We start from the raw sequence: 17,834 nt of genomic DNA on the forward strand, positions 1-17,834 counted from the left end.
GATCAAAAAGATTCGGACCGTGAAAATCCACCTGAGCTCAGGCGGTGTCGGTGGAGACGACTCTTTCCATCAACGCCTTCGTCAAAAACGGCATCGCCTCGTGTTGAAAATCGACTTCGGGGTGCATGTCGCGCACGGCGCCTTCCAGTACGAGCAGCGACAGGATGGGGAAGACGAACTGGGGATCCGCGGCCAGGCCGTACCGTCGTTGCAGGTCGAAGAGGCTGGCCGCGAAGGACACCAGGTCGAACTCGGCCGCGCTCAGGCCGCTGTTGACCTCGACCAGCTCGGCCAGGTCGCACCGGAATCCGTCGACGTCCGCACCGGGCCGGGGCTTGGTCGTCGACAGCACCACGTCGGCGCAGGCGGGACCGTCACCCAGGCTCATGCAGTAGAAGAAAGCGGTGAACTTGGTTCGTGCGTGCTCACCGAGCCGAGTGGTGAATCCGGCGTCGACCATCACCACCGTGCCGTCCCGACGAAAGTAGAGGTTGCCCGGATGCAGGTCGCAGTGCACGAGTCCGTGCAGGAACAGCATCCGATACACCGAACGCAGCACGGCCAGGACCGCGCCCTCGCGGACCTCACGGGTCACCTGCCACGGCTGCCGACGGTCGAGTTCGCCGACGTGATCCATGACGAGCACGTCCCTCGTGGACAGTTCCGGACGCGGTTGGGGAACGAGCACCCGTTCCTCGTCCCGCACCCCCGCGTGCAGTTCCCGCAGTTCCACGGCTTCACGCTCGAAGTCCACCTGACCCCGGATCGAGTCGGCGAGCTGACCGACGATCTCCCGCACCGGCACGCCCCGGAACATCGGCGTCCGCTCCAGGACACCCGCCACGGAGCACATGATCGCCAGGTCACGACGCAGTACCGACTCGATCCCCGGCCGCCGTACCTTGACCGCCACCTCGTGGCCGTCCGGCGTCACCGCCCGGTACACGCAAGCGATGCTCCCGGACCCCACCAACTCGCAGGAACGCGCGAGCGCGTGGCCGACCTCGCCGAGGCGGTCCCCCAGCAACCCGGCCAACCCCGTGATCGGTGTCCGCACCACATCGTCGTGCAACCGGGCCAACCCACGGCAGACGCGCGGAGGCAGCAGGTCCACTCGTGCGCTGAGCAACTGCGCTGCCTTCACGAAGGCGGGGCCGAGTTCGCAGACCACCTGCGCGAGCCACTCGCCGAGTTCCCCGTCACTCCGGTCGCGCCCGCCGGGAAGCCGGCTTCGAGCGATCCGCCACCCCAGGATGGCGCCGCTGCGCGCCAGCACAGCCGCCACCTGAAGACTCCTGGAGACCATCCCCACCGTGACCGACCCCGAGATCGGACGAGAGAAGAGGCCCGGGCGCCGGCTTCCACGCTCCGACCACTTTCCGTAGTCGCCGTCCCTGGGTCGGCCACTCTTCATCATCAGTTCAGGACCCTAAAGATCCACGGACGGCCTGTTAAGAAAGATCATTCCCCCGGGTGACACACAGGCGAGTGAAGTCACCGCCACACCGGACAGGACAAAACCGAGATCCGGTGGTAATGGACCCGTCTCCAGTGATTCGGAGTCCCTCAGCGGGGAAACCGCGAAGCGGGACCCGGCGCCGTGGCGGTGCGGACGGCGGCGGTTCGATCATGGCGGCGGTGAGGAGGGCCGCGATCGGTAGCAGGCCCACAGCAGCGGGAAAGGCCACGGCTTGCGAGGTACGGACCCCGAACCCGGCGACGAGCCAGAACATGCCGGTGCGGATCGCCCCGGGCCGGGTCCAGTAGGCGGCGGTGATCCCGCCGACCGCGTGGTGCGTCTTGTCGGAATGCTCGTCGACGACTTCGGGGGAGTCACCGTCACGGCGTTCGCGGCAGTGGTGCGGTCAGTGTTCGGTGGCGGCCACGACGTGGTGCAGGTCCAGTTCGGGGTGCAGCCGGAGCGTGGTGCGCAGGGCGAGGTTGTCGGTGAACACGGCCAGCACGGACCCGTCCGGGCGGTCGAACACCTCGCTGGTGCGGGTCCGCAGCATCGAACGCTGTCGCGGATCTCCCAGGAGGCGGACGACGTGGTAGGGCAACCGCTCGAGTTCGATCGGAGACCGGAACTCCGACTCCAACCGCTGGGTGGCCACGTCGAACTGCATCGGACCGACCGCGGCCAGTACGGGCGCACCCTCGCCGCGGGTCTCCGAGTGCAGCACCTGCACGACCCCTTCCTGGGACAACTGCTCGATGCCGCGCCGGAACTGCTTGGAACGCCCCGGGTCGGTGGTCCGCGCCACGGCGAAGTGCTCCGGCGCGAAGCTGGGAATCCCGGGAAACTCCACGGCGGGCTTGCCGTTGTACAACGTGTCACCGACCCCCAGGGCCGAGGCGTTGACCAGTCCGACGACATCACCGGGGTAGGCCGTCTCGACGGTGTCGCGCTGCTGCCCGAACACCTGCTGGGCATACTTCGTCGCGAACGGCTTGCCCGTGGCCGCGTGCGTGGCCACCATCCCGCGTTCGAACTCGCCCGAGCACACCCGCGCGAAGGCCACCCGGTCCCGGTGGGCCGGGTCCATGCCGGTCTGCACCTTGAACACGAACGCCGAGAACGGCGCCTCCAACTCACGGGGAGTGCCACCGGCGTCCGGACGCGGGCCCGGCTGCGGAGCCAGGCGCACGAGCAGGTCGAGCAGCTGCCCGACCCCGAAGTTGCGCACCGCCGACCCGAACAGCACGGGCGTGGCCGTGGCCGCGTGGAACGCCGCCTCGTCCAAGTCTCCACCGGAGGCCGACAGCAACTCGGACTCCTCGGTGGCCTGCTGCCACTCCGCGCCCACCTCGGCAGCGGCCTGCTCGGCATCCAGCCGCCGCTCCGCCGCGAGGTGGGCACCGGCGTCGGTGCGCTCGTAACCGACGAAATCGCCGGACTCGCGATCCAACACACCGTGGAAGTGGCCGGACTCACCGACCGGCCAGGTCAACGGCATCGGTCGCAGCCCGATGCGCTCGGAAATCTCGTCACACAGCTCCAGCGCCTCACGGCCCGGCCGGTCCCACTTGTTGATGAACGTGATCACCGGGATGCCGCGGTGGCGACACACGTCGAACAGCTTCAGCGTCTGCGGCTCCAGCCCCTTCGCCGCGTCCAGCAACATCACCGCCGAGTCCACCGCCGACAACACCCGATAGGTGTCCTCGGAGAAATCCGCGTGGCCGGGCGTGTCCAGCAGGTTGATCACGCAGTCGTCGTAGCTGAACTGCAACGCCGCCGACGTGATCGAAATCCCTCGCGTGCGCTCCATGTCCAGCCAGTCCGAGACCACTCCCCGCCGGCCGGCCTTGCCGTGCACCGCGCCGGCCTCCGAGATCACCCGCGCGTGCAACGCCAACGCCTCCGTCAGCGTCGACTTGCCCGCGTCCGGATGGCTGATCACCGCGAACGTGCGGCGTCGCGCGGCCTCCTGGCCCGGATTCCCGGTGTGACCAACCGCGTGAGTATCGGTCACCGCGCTCATCCGGCCACCCGCTTCCGACGATCATGCTGTGGAACCTTCACTTCGTCGAACCTCCTCGTCAGACTCTACCCTCACGTTACGGAAACTCGTATCGGATTCGTGAGGTCGGCCCGACGAGTCACCACGTCGAAAAAGCGAAACGCATCGGCGAACTCGCCGCCACCCTCGCCGCACGGGCGCCCCTGCTCCAGTAACCGTCGCCTCCGGCACGACGATCCCCTCCCGTGGCCCGCCGGACGTCAACGTTGCGACTGGTCGCCACCACCGCGGTCGGGCACTCGCATCTCCTGCTCGCCGTCCGGCTCGTACTCCTGCCCTTCCTCCGGCTCGGAGGGAACGAGGGTCGGACGTCGCTGGCGCCCGACCGGCCCGGCCCGGGCCTGCCGCATCGGATCGCGACGGAGATCGGCATACAGTGCCCAGCACAAACCCATGATGATCAGCACGAACGGGGCGGCTACCAGGATCGTGAACGTCTGCAGCGCATCCAGGCCGCCCACGAGCAACAACACGGCCGCCACGATCGCGCTCAGGACGGCCCACCCCGCGATCAGCCACTTGTTCGGCTCGGTGTGGCCGCGGGAGGAGAGCATCCCGAGCACCACCGCGCTGGAATCGGCTCCGGTGATCCAGAAGATCGCGACGAGGAACATGACCACGATTCCGACGACGACGAATCCGGGATATTGCTCCAGCGCGGTGAAAAAGGCGGCGGCCTCGCCGCCCGCCCCGGCGCCCGCGATGTTGGCCCGGCCGGTGAGCTGCAGGTTCAGCCCGGCCCCGCCGAGAACGGTGAACCACAGCGCGGAGACCAGCGTGGGAACGATGAGGACGCCGAGCACGAACTCGCGGACGGTGCGCCCCTTCGAGATCCGGGCGATGAACGTGGACACGAACGGTGTCCAGGAGATCCACCAGGCCCAGTAGAAGATCGTCCAGTCCGAGAGCCAGCTCACCCCCCCGAACGCGGGGGAGTGCAGGCTCCACGGGATGAAGTGGAACACGTAGCTGCCCAGTGCGCTCGGTGCCAGGTTGAGCAGGAACACCGTCGGTCCGGCGACCAGGATGAACGCCACCAGCAGCGCGGCGATCACCAGGGTGGTGTTGGACAGCCACTTGATCCCGCGGGAAACCCCGCTCAGCGCCGATATCACGGCGAAGACGATCAGCACCGCGATGACCAGCAGCGCCATCAACGTGCCCCCACCACCTTGCTGCCCGAAACCGCCACCGATGCCGGTGAACAGGGAGATGCCGGCCGCGATCTGCAGCGCCCCCAGCCCCAGGGAGGTCGCTCCGCCGAATTTCGTGGCCACGATCGCCCAGATGTCGATCGGCTTGCCCCAGCCGTCGTCCTCGATGCGCTTCTTCCCCAGCAACGCCTGGAACGGGGAGCTGATCAGGTTGCCACGGCCCTTGCGGTAGGTGGAATAGGCCAGCGCCAGCGCCACCACCGAATAAATCGCCCAGGGGTGCAGTCCCCAGTGGAAAAACGAGTAGGCCATGCCCTGCCGCGCGGCCTCCTGACTGCCCGGAGCGGCATCGACCCAGGGCGCGGGATCGGTCAGGTGCGCGACCGGCTCGTAGACGCCGAAGAAGATCAGCCCGATCCCCATCCCGGCGGAGAACATCATCGCCACCCAGGAAACGGTGGAGTACTCGGGTGGTTCACCGTCCTGCGACAGCGGGATGCCTCCGTACCGGCTGCACGCCAAGTACAGCGAGAACACCACGAAACCCACGGCGGCCAGCACGAACGCCCAGCCCAGATTACCGACCACCCAGGTCAGTCCCACGCTGGCCAGATCCCCGATGACACCGGGAATCGCCGCCGCCACGATGCAGAACACCACGACGATCCCGAACGACCAGCCGAACACCGTGGGATCGATGGAGCGCTTCCGCAGCGGCGCCGTCAGGGCGTGGCTCGCGCGGTCGCGAGGTTCTTGTTCTCCGCGCTTCATGGATATCAGTCCTTACCGGATCGGGCGGACGTCGACGAGGTGCCGCCGCCGCGACGTCGCAGTTCGTGCAGGCGTCCCATGAAGTGCGCGAAGATCCCCTCCGCACCGGAACGGGGAGTCCGACTGGAGAGCGGCTGCACCACCGAGGGGGGAGCATCCAGGATGGACCGCATCATCTCCGCGTACTGATCGCCCGGCAGGCCCCGCACCAGGTTCGACTCACTGATCATGCCGACGACGTCGCTGCCGTCCACCACCACCAACCGGCGGATGTGGTGCTCACCCATCATCCGAGCCGCCTCGGCCACCGAGTCGTCGGCCTGCACCGCGATCGGTGTCCCCTCGGCGCACTGCCCGGCTCGCGCGTGGGAGGGGTCCGCCCCTCCGGCCAAGCACTTGACCACGATGTCGCGCTCGGTGATGATGCCGCGCAGCCGGTTACCGGCGTCACAGATCGGCACCGCTCCGAGCCCCAGTCTCGACATCCGGTAAGCCGCGTCGGTCAGCGAGGCGTCGTCCTCGATGCACTCCACACCGGAAGTCATGATCTCCCGCACACTCGTCATCGCGGATTTCCTCCACCATCGGCTCGGACAGCAACGACCGGACGAAGCCGTACTCCCGCACCATCGCCGAGATCACATCGAGATCGGCGGAAATCCCCACGGGAAAGGGCGTCGTCACTCGGATTCGGGGGCCGATTCGGGAGACTCTCGTTCATTCGGCCACACAGCTGGGCGGGGGCGGTTCCGGTCCGGTCGAGCTTCGGGGAGAAACTCCCCGTCGGATTCGAGATCTTCTTCACCTTGCGGTTTCATGGTCCCGCATGCTGACCTTGGCGCAACTCGGCAGCAGTGCGTCGTCGCGCTCCGAGCGCGGCGACGGCGTTCCGTTCGCGAGCCTGATGCAGCACAACCGGTCGATCCGGCCGGACACACGTCCCAGGCCGAGGTGGTCACATCTTCCCGTCGCTGCCCTGACGTAAGAGTGGGGTCAGTCGCGTCCGTGGACGATGACCGAGCCGCGGGGAGTGGGGGCGTTCCGCCGGTGCCACCTCGCGGTTCGCGATCACCACTCGGACAGGCGATTGCGCAACGTGGCGGCGAAGTCCTCGGCGATCCGCAGCTGCTTGCGCAGGCTCTGACACTGTTCCTCGGCCTTCTCCTGGAACTCGTGCAGTCGGTCTCGCTGCTGCTGCCCGTGCTCGGCGTCGTGGGAGGAGTCGAGGAGCTCCAGCAGCTCGCGCATCTCGTCGAGCTGGAACCCCAGCGGCTTCATCCGCTTGATCACTTCCAGCCGCTCGATGTCGGGCTCGGCGTAGAGCCGGAAACCGCCCTGGCTGCGCGCGCTCGGCACCACCAGGCCGACCTCCTCGTAGTAGCGGATCGTGCGCAACGACAGGCCGGTGCGCTCGGCGACCTCACCGATCTGCGCGTGCCCGTTCACAATCCCGTCCCTTCCTCGCTACCGGTGGCGCCGACACCGTACGGCGGCAACGTGGTCACCGATTATCGCTGACGCCGGTAGCTCGCTTCACAGGCCACCCGTCGATCATCGACATCGGCGATCCACGCCACCGTCGGGCACGGGTCCGAGGAGGGGGCGACCCGTCGATCAGTTGCCGATCAGCCGCATCTGCTCCTCGTTGTGGTGCTCGAGCATCCAGGCCAGGGCCATTTGCGCCGGGGTCGCACCCGCCTCGGCGGCGATGGCCTCGGCCTCGTCGGCGATGCGCAGGTTGCGCTGGAAGTTCTCCCCGGTGAGGAAGTCGCGTTCGAAGCACCCCGGTCACCGACCACGAAACCGCGGTCGGCCACGCTGTGGGAAGGAATGCTTCCGTTCGGGAAGTGTGTCAGAGCTGTGCTTCCTGAGCCGTCGTATTGCTACGCGGCGTTGGCCCCGACCCGGTGGTGAGGTGGGGTCTTCCCGTGGCGGTACCCGGTGCCAGCGGGGATGGTCTCACGTGGGTTTCCAGCGGGCTCGTTTTGCGTCCTCCACCAACTGTGGGAGGACGTGCTGCCCGTGGTCTCGGCCAGTCCGGCGAGGTTGCGGGCCGCGTTGAGATCACTCAGCACGATAGCCGCAGTGTCGCAGGCGCAGTTCGGCTGTCACCGCGCCACAGTCCGAGCAGGTCTTGGGAGAAGGGCAGAACCGGCCGGCCACCACCCTCCGCACCCGAGGAGTCGCGGCCGACGGGGAATCTCCGGAGCACGATGCTAGATTCGTGACCTCAATGGGTGAGCACATCGACTTTCGCGCCGCGGAGCACCGGTCCGATACGACCCCCGTCTCGCCAGAGCTCCCCGACCTGCCGATTCGCCCCGTCCTCGGCGAGATCGGCGAACGGCTGGAGGACAGCGGCACCGCCGTCCTCGTCGCCCCGCCCGGTACCGGTAAGACGACCCTGGTACCGCTGGCGCTGGCCGAACGCGGGCTGCGCGTGGCGGTGGCCGAACCACGCAGGCTCGCGGCCAGGGCCGCCGCCACGCGCATGGCCGAACTCCTCGGTGAGCGGGTCGGTGACCGCGTCGGCTACGCCGTGCGTGGTGATCGGCGTTCCTCGGCGAGCACCCGGGTGGAAGTGGTCACATCCGGCCTGCTGGTGCGACGGCTCCAGTCCGATCCCGAGCTGTCCGGGGTGGACGTGGTCATCCTCGACGAGTGCCACGAACGGCATCTGGACGCCGACCTGCTGCTGGCGCTGCTGCTGGACGCGCGCGGGGGACTGCGGCCGGATCTGCGGGTGCTGGCCACCTCGGCGACGGTCGCCGGCGACCAACTGGCGACCCTGCTCGGCGAGGACTCCCCCGCCCCCGTCGTGCGAGCGCACGGGCGGCTTCATCCGGTGGGCACGAGCCACGTCGCGCCGCTGCGCAAGGAGTCGGTCGAAGGCACCGCGGCACGTGCCGTGCGGAGCGCGCTGGACGAGCAGGGCGGCGACGTGCTCGCGTTCCTGCCCGGTGCCCGGGAGATCGCACGTACTCGCGACCTGCTCGCCGACCTCGCCGGAGTGGATGTGCTGCCGCTCCACGGGCGGCTGGCGAGCAGCGAGCAGGACACCGCCCTGCGGCAGGGGCCACGGCGTCGGGTCGTGCTGGCCACGGCGGTCGCCGAGTCCAGCCTCACCGTCCCGGGAGTGCGCACGGTGGTGGACTCCGGGCTGTCCCGCGTCTCCCGCGTGGACCACCGGCGGGGGCTGTCCGGGCTGGTCACCGTCCGTGCCCCGCTGGCTGTCGCCGAGCAGCGCGCCGGTCGCGCCGGGCGCGAGGCACCGGGCCATGCCTACCGCTGCTGGCCCGAGCACGAGCACGGCACGCTGGCGCGTTATCCGGAACCGGAGATCCGCACCGCCGAGCTCACCCGGCTCGCCCTGGAACTGGCCTGCTGGGGCACCCCGGACGGCAGTGCGCTGCGCTGGTGGGACGCTCCTCCGTCGGGACCGCTGGCGGCCGGGCACGCGGTGCTGACCGCGCTGGGCGCCCTGGACGCGAACGGAGCGGTCACAGAGCGGGGACGGCGCATGGCCGGCCTCGGACTCCACCCACGGCTGGCTCGCGCGTTGTTGGACGGCGGCGAAAGCACCGGACGTCGCACCGCCGCCGAGGTCGTGGCGCTGCTCGACGACGACAGCCTCACCCAGGACACCGAACTCGCCACGGCGCTGCGCAAGTTGCGTGGCAAGGCTCCGGGCGCCCAACGCTGGCGGCGCGAGGTGCGGCGCCTGGAAAACATGGTGCCCGACACACCGAAGCCACCACAGGACGGCGACGACGCTCTGGTGGTGGCGTTGGCGCATCCCGAACGGTTGGCCCGCCGCCGTGCACCTCGATCCCGCGTGTACCTGATGTCCGGCGGGACCGCCGTGGAGCTCCCCCGCTCCGAAGTGCGCGAGGACCCGTCGGGGATGCCCACTTCCGAGGGACTCGCCGGATCGGAGTGGCTGGCCATCGCGGTCGCCGAGCGCAGTCCCGGCCGCGTGCACGGGTTCGTCCGGCTGGCGGCGCGGGCCGATCAGTCCCTCGCCGAACAGGCCGCGCCGGGACTGCTGTCCGAGACCGAGGAGATCGACTGGCACGAGGGGGACGTCCGGGCGCGCACCGTGCGCCGACTGGGATCGATCGTGCTGGCCGAGAAGGTGCTGACGACGCCCCCGGCGGACGCGGTGCGAGCCGCGCTGCTCGAGGGCCTTCGCACCGCGGGCACGGAGCTGCTGCACTGGGACGACGACGCCCGGCAACTGCGGCACCGGCTCGCTTTCCTCCATCGCGTCTTCGGGGCCCCGTGGCCGGCCACCGGGGAGGAGGACCTGCTCGCCGTCGCGGACACGTGGCTGGAACCCGAGTTGTCGGCGGCGCGCACCCGAGCCGACCTGGAACGTCTCGACGCCGGCAGCGTGCTGCGTCGCCTGCTGCCCTGGCCGGAGGCCGGACGGCTCGACGAACTCGCCCCGAACCGCGTCGAGGTTCCCTCCGGGGCCCGGGTACGGGTCGACTACGAACCGGAGCAACCGGCCCTGCCGGTGCGGTTGCAGGAGGTCTTCGGCTGGACGAGCGTGCCCGTGATCGCCGAGGGGCGGGTCCCGGTGCTGATGCGGCTGCTCGACCCCGCCGGCCGCCCCGCCGCGGTCACCGGCGACCTGGAGTCCTTCTGGCGCAACGGCTACCGGCAGGTCCGTGCCGATCTCCGGGGCCAGTACCCGAAGCACTCCTGGCCCGACGACCCGCTGACCGCCGCACCCGCTCGCCCCGACCGCAGCGGCAGGTAGCGTCGCGGGGCGGGGATCACGCCCGCTCGCCGAAGTGCGCGCGGGCGGAGACGGAGGGTCCGGATACCGACGCCGTCGACGAGGTGCCCACCGACGACGGCGGCCGCGGACCGGCAGAAACGCACCCACATGTTCAGCTGGATTTCCTTGGCCAGCCGCAGGGGGCAGTAGAGCAACCACACGACGCGCGTGCTCGGACGCGCCCACGCCTCGACGGTGAACACGAGGTCGGCACCGTCGGGCCGGGCCTCGAACTGCACCTGGCCGGCTTCGAGGTGCCCCCGCAACGTGACCAGCCGCAGGCGGTTCCGGTCCCGATGCACCACCCGAACCGGTCCGTCCCAGGGACCGGGCATGGTGACCACGAGTTCGTCCCCCACCGTCAGCTCCGTCTTCGCGGGCACGGAGGTGCGGATATCGACGACCTCGCGGGGGACGAAGCGCCCGAAATCGTGAGCCACCTCGCCGATCAGGCTCTCCGCCGTACACCGTGCCCCGGTGATCCGTACGTCGAAGCGCCGGTGGAACAAGGCGCCGACGCCGTGCTCGGCCGGTTGTACCGTCTCGTCGACCAAGGAGGGCGGCAGCCGTGGCGGAACGTCCTCGTCGGTGTCACCGATGCTCTCGCTGCGATGCAGCGGTGTGATCTGCCACATGTATCGCCAGGAGATCAGGGCCGTGCCGAACAGCCAACGCGCCACGATGGTGGCCGGTCCGGGACGGGAGTAGGTTGCTTCCACGCCGGGCTCCTCGTTCACGGCGATGCGACACGCTAGGAATGTCCTACCCTGGCTTCGGCGAACGAAACGGGAGGCACGATGATCGAGTTTTTCCTGCGTCGAGCCGGTCTGCGCGGCACCCATCTGCACCTGATGTCGGCGGGATCGGTCGGACTGTGCATCGGCCTGTGGATTCGCGCCAAGACCGTCGACCAGACCGAGCGCGGCAACGCCGAGCGTCGCGCGTTGTTCGTCGGCCTGTGGGCGCCCACACTGTGGCTGATCGGCGACTCGCTGCGTGACGAGGAATGAACGACACCGCGGACGCGGGATTCGCTCGCGTCGACACCGAGCGCCTGCTGAACGACTTGCACGACCGCGACGTCAACTACCGCCCCGACGAGGTCGACGCCCGACAGTGGAACTTCGACATCCACCGGGTGGCTCTGCCCCGCGAACGCCCCGGCCCTCCCGAGGAGGGCGGTGTCTGGCGGGCCGCGGCCGAGCTCATCGGCGACTACGAGTTCTCGGCACCCGGCCTCGTGCGCGCCGTCTATGATCCGGGCGAACCGCTGCCGGGCCGTCACATGCTCCTGGAAGGCCGCTTCGCCGCGTTGCGCTTCTACTTCGGTGTGCGCGTAACAAGCGTCACGGACGAGACGCGGGAACGGGGACGACGGGCGTGGGGGTGGAGCTACGAGACGTTGCAGGGGCACCTGGAGCGCGGCCGGATCAGCTACGAGGTCGTCAAGCATCAGGACACCGGCCACGTCGAGTTCGTCATCAGCGCCCACTCCCAACTCGCCCCCACCGTGGGACCGATCCTGCGGCTCGGCTGGGTGCTGTTCGGACGTCGACGGCAGCTTTCGTTCCACCGGAGCTGCGGGCGACGCGTGAACCGGCTCGTGCGGTCGCGACGCGGTCGGCCGGAAGCGGCCGCACCGAAGCGGGATCGAGGGCTCGTGCTGGCACCTTCGGACGCACGGGTGAGAGCGCTCGACCGGGTGGCACCGCACCGCGTCGATCCGGGACTACCTCCCACCAGCGGTCGATGACCACAACGCCGTTGGTGTCGAACTCCCCCATGGCGGACAGGAGCTGTCCGGTCCCCTCGAGCCGCACGATCCCGACGATCAGGTTCGCGGGCTCGATTTTGCCCTGAGCGATCGTCGATCGTGGAGGGGTGACTGGCCGCGCCCCCACCCAGGGAATCGATTGTCCCCGGGCCCGTTCGAGCACGGGCCGAGTTCGAGATCATCCTCGGCACGAAACCGGATGGGGGCACATCCTCGACCCGTGGAGTGTTCCGGAAAGCGGCCGACGCCGCTTCGCGACCACGCGAGCGAGGGCTGTTCATGGAGGACTTTCGGATTCTGCTGTCGGAGGCGGTGCAGCGCGTTCGCCTGATCGCCCTGCGCGCCGTGCTGGCCGCGGTGACCGCGGCGCTGGCGTGGTGGCTGGCCGGGATCGTCCTCGAGCAGCCCTACCCCATCTTCGCGCCGATCACGGCCCTCGTCAGTCTGCTCGACGCACCGGGCACTCGGGGTACCCGGGTGTTTCGCCTCCTCGGCGGCGTCATGGTGGGAGTCGCCGTCGGCGAGGTGCTGCTGCGCTACGTGGGGGCGAGCGCATGGGAGCTCGGTGCGGCCGCGGGCATCGCCGTGCTGCTGGTGGCGACGTTCAGCATGAATCCGCTGACCGTCATCCAGGCCGGTATCGCCGCGTTGCTGGTGGTGGCCACGCACATCCCCGAGACCGGCTTCGACCGGTTGCTCAGCGCACTGCTCGGAGGAGCCCTGGCACTCGTGGTCAGTCAGGTGCTGGTCAGCCCCAGCCCCTCGGGCATGCTCGGCGGCGCCGCGCGAACCACGCTGTTCTCGGCCGCTCGAGGACTGCGCGGTGCCGCCCGGGCGCTGGACGAGGCCGATCCCGATGCGGCCCACGCCGCTCTCCGGATCGTTCGCGTCGGGTTTCAGGACCTGGCGGCGTTCCAGACGAGCCGGGACACCAGTGACCAGGTCGCCCGCCGGACGGTGCGTGGACGCAGGGAGCGGCGCTTCGTCCACCGGCTCGATGCCCGGCTGGCTCACCTGGATTCCTTCTACACGGGCACCCTGCTCGTCACGCGGGCCGCCCACGAGATCGCCGAGCAGCGTTCCGTGGTCCCGGCGTGGTTGCTCGGCGCGATCACGGATCTCGCTCACGCCGTGGAGGTGCTCAGCGCCGACCCGCTCTCGGAAACCCGCCGCCGGCGCGCCCACGCACTGGCCGGCCCCCTGCGGCAGCTCTCTTCCACCGAGCTCACCCACCCGCTGACGACGCTGGTCACCGAAGTACGGCTGGCCGCGGCCGATCTCGCCGAACTCACCCGTGGCGAGGAGTCGGACTGAGCGCCTCGGCATCGTGGGCGTGGATCCAGTGCAGGGTGTTCGGCAGGTCGGCCAGGTCCCGGTCGTGGCGCGCGGCAGCGGGACCGTCAGGCAGGTGCAGCGCGTCGGAGGTGCCCCAGGAACTGCGTTGCACCTGGCGGGTCCTGGCTCGCCGCAACGTCTCGTAGCGCCACAGCGCGGCGGTGTCCTCCTCGGAGGAGGCGAGGCAGTCGGCGAGGGTCACCGCGTCCTCGATCGTCTGATTGGCACCCTGTCCGTGGTGCGGGAGCATGGCGTGCACGGCATCGCCCAACAGGGTGATCCGGCCACGGCTCCACCGGTTCGACGGCGACTGGCCGAACAGGGCCCACCGCTGGTGCAGCGACGTGGCCGAGACCAGCTGCACCACGGCGGGGTGCCAGCCGGTGAACGCCTCGCCGATCTCCTCGTGAGTGGTCGGGACCATCCAACCGTTCGCCGGCCAAGTGCGCGGGCCGTCGACGACCGCGAGGAAGTTGATCGTCTCGCCGTTCCCGATCGGGTAGTGCAGCAGGTGTCCACCCGGACCCATCCAAAACTGGATCGCACCGGGATCGGGCAGCAGGGTCAGCTGTTCGGCGGGGACCAGCCCGCGGAAGCCACTCGTGGCGGAGTAGGCGGCGGTGTCCTCGCCAGTCACCCAGCCGCGCACGGTGGAGTGCACGCCGTCGGCCCCCACCACCACGTCGGCGCGCGTCACGTGCCCGTCGGAGAAGGTGAGCTCGACGCCGTCGGCGGAGGCGTTCACGTCGGTCAACCGCCTGCCCAGGTGCACGCGCTCGTGCCCGCAGGCGGCGACGAGCAGGCTTTGGAGGTCCGCGCGGTGCACGCCGTAGTACGGCGCACCGAACAGCTCCTCGTAGCGGGTACCGACCGCGTGGGCGGTGATGCGGTGACCGTCCCGCCAGTGCCGGTGGATCAGCTCCGTCGGCACCACCGAGCACTCCGCCAGTTCGGAACCCAGCCCCAGCCGCCGCAACAACCTGGTGCCGTTGGCCGACAGGGCCACCGCCGCTCCCACCTCGCGCAGCTGCGACGCCTGCTCGTACACGTCGGCCTCGACACCGCGCAGGTGCAACGCGCGAGCGTGAGCCCTCCGATGCCCCCGCCGACGATCGCCACACGAGGTGCCCGGTTCGCCATCCCGATCTCCGTTCCACCGCTCGACGCCGTGCACCGATCGAGTGTGTACCGACCGGTACATCATGGTGCAGGGCACGCTAGAGGTACCGCCCGGTAGGGTCCAGGGGTGTCCGCGGCGAACGACACCGACAAGCGAACCGAGCTGCTGCACCGCGTCGTGCGCTATCTGGAGGCGTACGGCATCGCGGACCTGTCGCTGAGTCCGCTGGCCACGGAGCTGGGCACCAGCAAGCGCATGCTGCTGTACTACTTCGGAAGCAGGGAGAACCTCATCGTCGAGGTGCTCGCGGCCAGTCGCCCCGAGGTGGCCGGGATCTTCAGTGACGTCACCGACGAACCGAGCCTCCGAGCGGCGGCACTGGACCTGTGGACGGCGATCACCGTCGGCGCCCAGCAGCGTCCGATTCGCATCCTGTTCCAACTGCTGAGCCTGGCGGCCACGCAGCCGGACCGCTACGAGGCACTGGCCGTCGACGCGGTGACCGTCATGGTCGAGCCCATCGCGGAGGTCTACCAGCGGCTGGGCGCCACCCGCGCGGACGCGCGGGCCCGAGCCAGCCTGCTGGTCTCGGGACTTCGCGGCCTGTGCCAGGACAGGATCGTCACCGGCGACAGCAACCGCATCGACGCGGCTGCTCACCTCCTCGTCGACAGCGCCACTTCACTGCGCTGACTTCGTCGCCGAAACCGGAACGCTCGGCGGCCCCGGACGGATCAGTCCGGTCCGGCCGAGGAACTCAACCGGCTCCGCCCGAGGAACGCCGCGACGGCGATCGCGACCAGCCAGAGGACCTGCAACGCCACAGGTCCGTCGGCCAGCGGTGTTCCCGTGGCGACGACAGCCAGCAAGAAGGGTTCGAGCTGACCACCCTGTACCTGCCACATATCCGCCATGACTCCATCATGGGCACAGGTGGGCGCCGGGGGCCACCTGCACGATAAGCTCGTCCCGACGGTCGGCCACTGGTTCGGACCCATCGCGTTGGAGTAGCTCACGGCAAGGCGGTCCACGGGTGATTCAGAAGCAAGAGGACACACGCCCTCCACGGGGGCAACCCCTCCACGGGCCTCGACAGCGCACCACCCCTCAGTACGATCTCGTCCGGGGTGAGATCACGGTGCCCGGCGGGACGTTGCGGTTCATACACCCCCGCGAGGCCATGGACCTGCTCGACGACGAGGACGCCGACGAGCGGTTTCCGCCGTACTGGGCCGAACTCTGGTTCAGCGGCATCGAGCTGGCCCGCGTGGTCTCCTCGTGGACCCTCGCGGGCACGCCCGTGCTCGAACTCGGCTGTGGCCTGGGACTGCCCAGCATCGCCGCGGCACTGTCCGGCGGGCACGTGTCGGCCACCGACCGGTCGCGCGACGCGCTCGCGTTCACGGTCGACAACGCCCACCGCAACGGCACGACCGTCGAGACGATGGAGTGTTCCTGGCAACGGCCGGAGTCCCTGGTCGAGCGAGGCCCGTGGCCGCTCGTGCTGGCCGCGGACGTGCTCTACGACCGGCCCAACGCCGCCCTGCTCCACACGCTGCTGCCTCGACTGGTCGAGGACTCCGGAGAGATCTGGATCGCCGATCCCCAACGTCCGCAGGCAGCGGAGTTCCTCACCGAGGCCGCCACCGACTGGTCGATCTCGACCCACGGCACCCGGATCCCCACCGTGGACATCCATCGCCTGCGACGCGGGAACCACACCGGTACCTGAGCCGGATCTCGTGGCGTTGTCGCACGCCGGCACGAACCCGGCATTCGCGTACCACCGTTGCCGCACGAGATGTGCACGACGGATCTCCCGGCAGGTGTTGGGTTCGCGCGAGGATGGGTAACCAGCGGGCGATGAACCGTGGTGAAGAGGAACAGCGAAACCGCGCCTACTACGAACGGGGGCTGCCGGGCCATCACGACCTGCTCGCCCGAGCCACCGGCGCGCCTTCCGCGCTCAGCCCGCTCACACTGCGGCTGTGGCTGGCCGGCTTCGGGGCCGTGTTCTGCCTCGCCTCGGGGGTACTGCTGCTGTACTTCCTGCCCCCGCTGGCCTGGTTCGGCTGGATCGTCGTCGCGCTCGGCGTCGTGGCCGTGATCGACTTCGGCTGGGTCGTGCACCGCAAGCGCCGGGGTGAACCGGGGTGAGATCGGTCCTCGGCGAGAGCCGCGAGGACGCTCGAGGGCCTCGCGGCGCCGCAACCCGTACCTCGGACGGATCCAGCGCGGACCGGTACGCCCGCAGCACCGTCTCCGGACCGGTCGGCGTCGTCACACGTCCCGTCCGGCGGTGGCACCTTCCGCACCGGCCCGCGCCGTCGGCAGCTGAGCACCCGCCACCGTCCGTCCTCATCGCCGGAAGACGACGAGGCGCTGGACTGCGAAGTTGAACGTCGTCCCCATGCTCTGGGAGAGCATCCAGGCCACGGTGATCGTCCACCACGCGTCCGGAAACAGCCGGAGGGCCAGCGTGTTGACGACCATGACGATCAGAAAGCTCAGGGTGTGGGCGACGGCGACGAGCCCGACTTCGCGGGTGTCGCGACGCGAGTCGAACGTCCAGCGCCGGTTGAGCAGGTAGGCCGTGGTGCTGCCGCAGACGAAGCTCAGCGCTCGGGCCAGCTCCGGCCAGTCCCAGAGCGCGATGAACACCAGTATGCTGCCGTAGTCGACGCTGGCCGCGACCCCGCCGACCAGGACGAATCGGCGGAGCTGGGCGAGCACACCGGCCGGCTTCGACGCGGCACGCACCGCACTCACGATCGATCAGCACCCACTGCCGAGGGGGCCGAGACTGTCAGTGGCACGAGCGAGGGCATAGTAGAACTAACTCCCGGACAACGGTTTCTCATTCCAACGATCTCCGAACGGACCGCGGAAAACATCGGGTACACCACCGATCCCCACCCCGAACCATTGCCCCGAGGGACGAGGCACCGGTGATGATCACTGCTTAGTGCTGCGTGGTGCTCGCCTCGTTCGACGAGGTGCCGGTGGGGTCGTCGGAGCTGGAGACCTCGCCGGGCAGCTGCACGGTCCTGCTCGGCGGTCCCGGGGCCCAGGCGCACCAGCGCGTCTCCTCGCGGACGTGCACGGCCGTCCGGGCCGATAGTGCCCCGGGCGCGTAGGCCCGAAACCGGAACCCCGCCGTCACCGCGAACAGCTTCACCCCGCTCGACCGGCTACCCCCCGGAAAACACACCACGCGCTGCCGACTCCCCACGTTCCCCTGCCGCGACCGACACTCGTCTACACCGACCACGAAGGAGACCATAATATCCACCGAACCGGCGACTTCGTCACACACCGTGTCACCGAAAACGAGCACCCTCCGGCTCCCGCCGTGCATCGCCGGTGTGCG

At 69.5% G+C, this 17,834-nt stretch carries 17 protein-coding genes; 7 read left to right on the forward strand and 10 right to left on the reverse strand.

The genetic code is table 11. The features are described 5' to 3' along the window. Positions 1-37: 37 nt before the first annotated feature. From FHX42_RS11310 to FHX42_RS11330, 5 genes are all read right to left on the reverse strand, one after another. Entirely contained in the window at positions 38-1,285 is a 1,248-nt protein-coding gene (locus FHX42_RS11310) for an ABC1 kinase family protein (RefSeq protein WP_220480119.1), read from the reverse strand. A 580-nt stretch (positions 1,286-1,865) separates the two neighbouring features. Continuing rightward, entirely contained in the window at positions 1,866-3,485 is a 1,620-nt protein-coding gene (locus FHX42_RS11315; RefSeq protein ID WP_182544158.1) for a peptide chain release factor 3, read from the reverse strand. Positions 3,486-3,724: 239 nt separating this feature from the next. After that, on the reverse strand, positions 3,725-5,449 hold the full coding sequence (locus FHX42_RS11320) for a BCCT family transporter (RefSeq protein ID WP_182544159.1): 1,725 nt from the start codon (positions 5,447-5,449) through the stop codon (positions 3,725-3,727). Positions 5,450-5,454: 5 nt separating this feature from the next. Continuing rightward, complete coding sequence (locus FHX42_RS11325; RefSeq protein WP_182544160.1) at positions 5,455-6,015, reverse strand: CBS domain-containing protein; 561 nt, start codon at positions 6,013-6,015, stop codon at positions 5,455-5,457. 502 nt (positions 6,016-6,517) lie between these two features. Next, positions 6,518-6,895: a MerR family transcriptional regulator gene (locus tag FHX42_RS11330; RefSeq protein WP_182544161.1), complete on the reverse strand. Its 378-nt coding sequence runs from the start codon at positions 6,893-6,895 to the stop codon at positions 6,518-6,520. A 787-nt stretch (positions 6,896-7,682) separates the two neighbouring features. Here FHX42_RS11330 and hrpB point away from each other — a divergent pair. After that, the gene (gene hrpB / locus FHX42_RS11340) at positions 7,683-10,214 is read left to right on the forward strand and encodes an ATP-dependent helicase HrpB (RefSeq protein WP_182544282.1); all 2,532 of its coding nucleotides are present in this window, start codon (positions 7,683-7,685) and stop codon (positions 10,212-10,214) included. Here hrpB and FHX42_RS11345 read toward each other — a convergent pair. Continuing rightward, positions 10,109-10,954, reverse strand: a complete 846-nt coding sequence (locus tag FHX42_RS11345; protein ID WP_328796045.1) for a DUF1990 family protein — start codon at positions 10,952-10,954, stop codon at positions 10,109-10,111. The two genes, hrpB and FHX42_RS11345, sit on opposite strands and share 106 nt — an antisense overlap. A 78-nt stretch (positions 10,955-11,032) precedes the next feature. On the opposite strand from FHX42_RS11345, the gene FHX42_RS11350 reads away from it, so the two are divergent. From FHX42_RS11350 to FHX42_RS11360, 3 genes are all read left to right on the forward strand, one after another. Then, positions 11,033-11,245, forward strand: a complete 213-nt coding sequence (locus FHX42_RS11350) for a hypothetical protein (protein ID WP_182544162.1) — start codon at positions 11,033-11,035, stop codon at positions 11,243-11,245. Beyond that, on the forward strand, positions 11,242-11,988 hold the full coding sequence (locus FHX42_RS11355) for a DUF1990 family protein (RefSeq protein WP_182544163.1): 747 nt from the start codon (positions 11,242-11,244) through the stop codon (positions 11,986-11,988). Before FHX42_RS11350 ends, FHX42_RS11355 begins: the two co-directional genes overlap by 4 nt. 300 nt (positions 11,989-12,288) lie before the next feature. Further along, positions 12,289-13,323 carry an FUSC family protein gene (locus FHX42_RS11360; RefSeq protein ID WP_182544164.1) on the forward strand — a complete coding sequence of 345 codons (1,035 nt, stop codon included), beginning with the start codon at positions 12,289-12,291 and terminating at the stop codon, positions 13,321-13,323. On the opposite strand, the gene FHX42_RS11365 is transcribed toward FHX42_RS11360, so the two are convergent. After that, positions 13,298-14,419, reverse strand: coding sequence for an FAD-dependent monooxygenase (locus tag FHX42_RS11365; protein WP_235987175.1), 1,122 nt, complete (start codon positions 14,417-14,419; stop codon positions 13,298-13,300). The genes FHX42_RS11360 and FHX42_RS11365 overlap by 26 nt on opposite strands. A gap of 171 nt (positions 14,420-14,590) precedes the next feature. On the opposite strand from FHX42_RS11365, the gene FHX42_RS11370 reads away from it, so the two are divergent. Beyond that, entirely contained in the window at positions 14,591-15,157 is a 567-nt protein-coding gene (locus tag FHX42_RS11370) for a TetR/AcrR family transcriptional regulator (RefSeq protein WP_182544165.1), read from the forward strand. 41 nt (positions 15,158-15,198) lie between these two features. Here the strand turns inward: FHX42_RS11370 and FHX42_RS11375 are convergent, their stop codons facing one another. Next, positions 15,199-15,378: a hypothetical protein gene (locus FHX42_RS11375; protein ID WP_182544166.1), complete on the reverse strand. Its 180-nt coding sequence runs from the start codon at positions 15,376-15,378 to the stop codon at positions 15,199-15,201. Positions 15,379-15,617: 239 nt separating this feature from the next. Between FHX42_RS11375 and FHX42_RS11380 the strand changes: the two genes are divergently transcribed. Then, the gene (locus FHX42_RS11380) at positions 15,618-16,196 is read left to right on the forward strand and encodes a class I SAM-dependent methyltransferase (protein WP_182544167.1); all 579 of its coding nucleotides are present in this window, start codon (positions 15,618-15,620) and stop codon (positions 16,194-16,196) included. Positions 16,197-16,327: 131 nt separating this feature from the next. Next, positions 16,328-16,621 (forward strand): hypothetical protein, encoded by a 294-nt coding sequence (locus tag FHX42_RS11385; RefSeq protein WP_182544168.1) that lies wholly within the window; start codon positions 16,328-16,330, stop codon positions 16,619-16,621. A gap of 201 nt (positions 16,622-16,822) precedes the next feature. On the opposite strand, the gene FHX42_RS11390 is transcribed toward FHX42_RS11385, so the two are convergent. Further along, entirely contained in the window at positions 16,823-17,233 is a 411-nt protein-coding gene (locus FHX42_RS11390; protein ID WP_328796046.1) for a GtrA family protein, read from the reverse strand. Positions 17,234-17,426: 193 nt separating this feature from the next. Then, positions 17,427-17,627: a hypothetical protein gene (locus FHX42_RS11395; RefSeq protein WP_182544169.1), complete on the reverse strand. Its 201-nt coding sequence runs from the start codon at positions 17,625-17,627 to the stop codon at positions 17,427-17,429. Positions 17,628-17,834: the final 207 nt, after the last annotated feature.

Origin of the sequence: Halosaccharopolyspora lacisalsi, assembly GCF_014137975.1 — a bacterium.
Taxonomy (GTDB): Bacteria; Actinomycetota; Actinomycetes; order Mycobacteriales; family Pseudonocardiaceae; genus Halosaccharopolyspora; species Halosaccharopolyspora lacisalsi.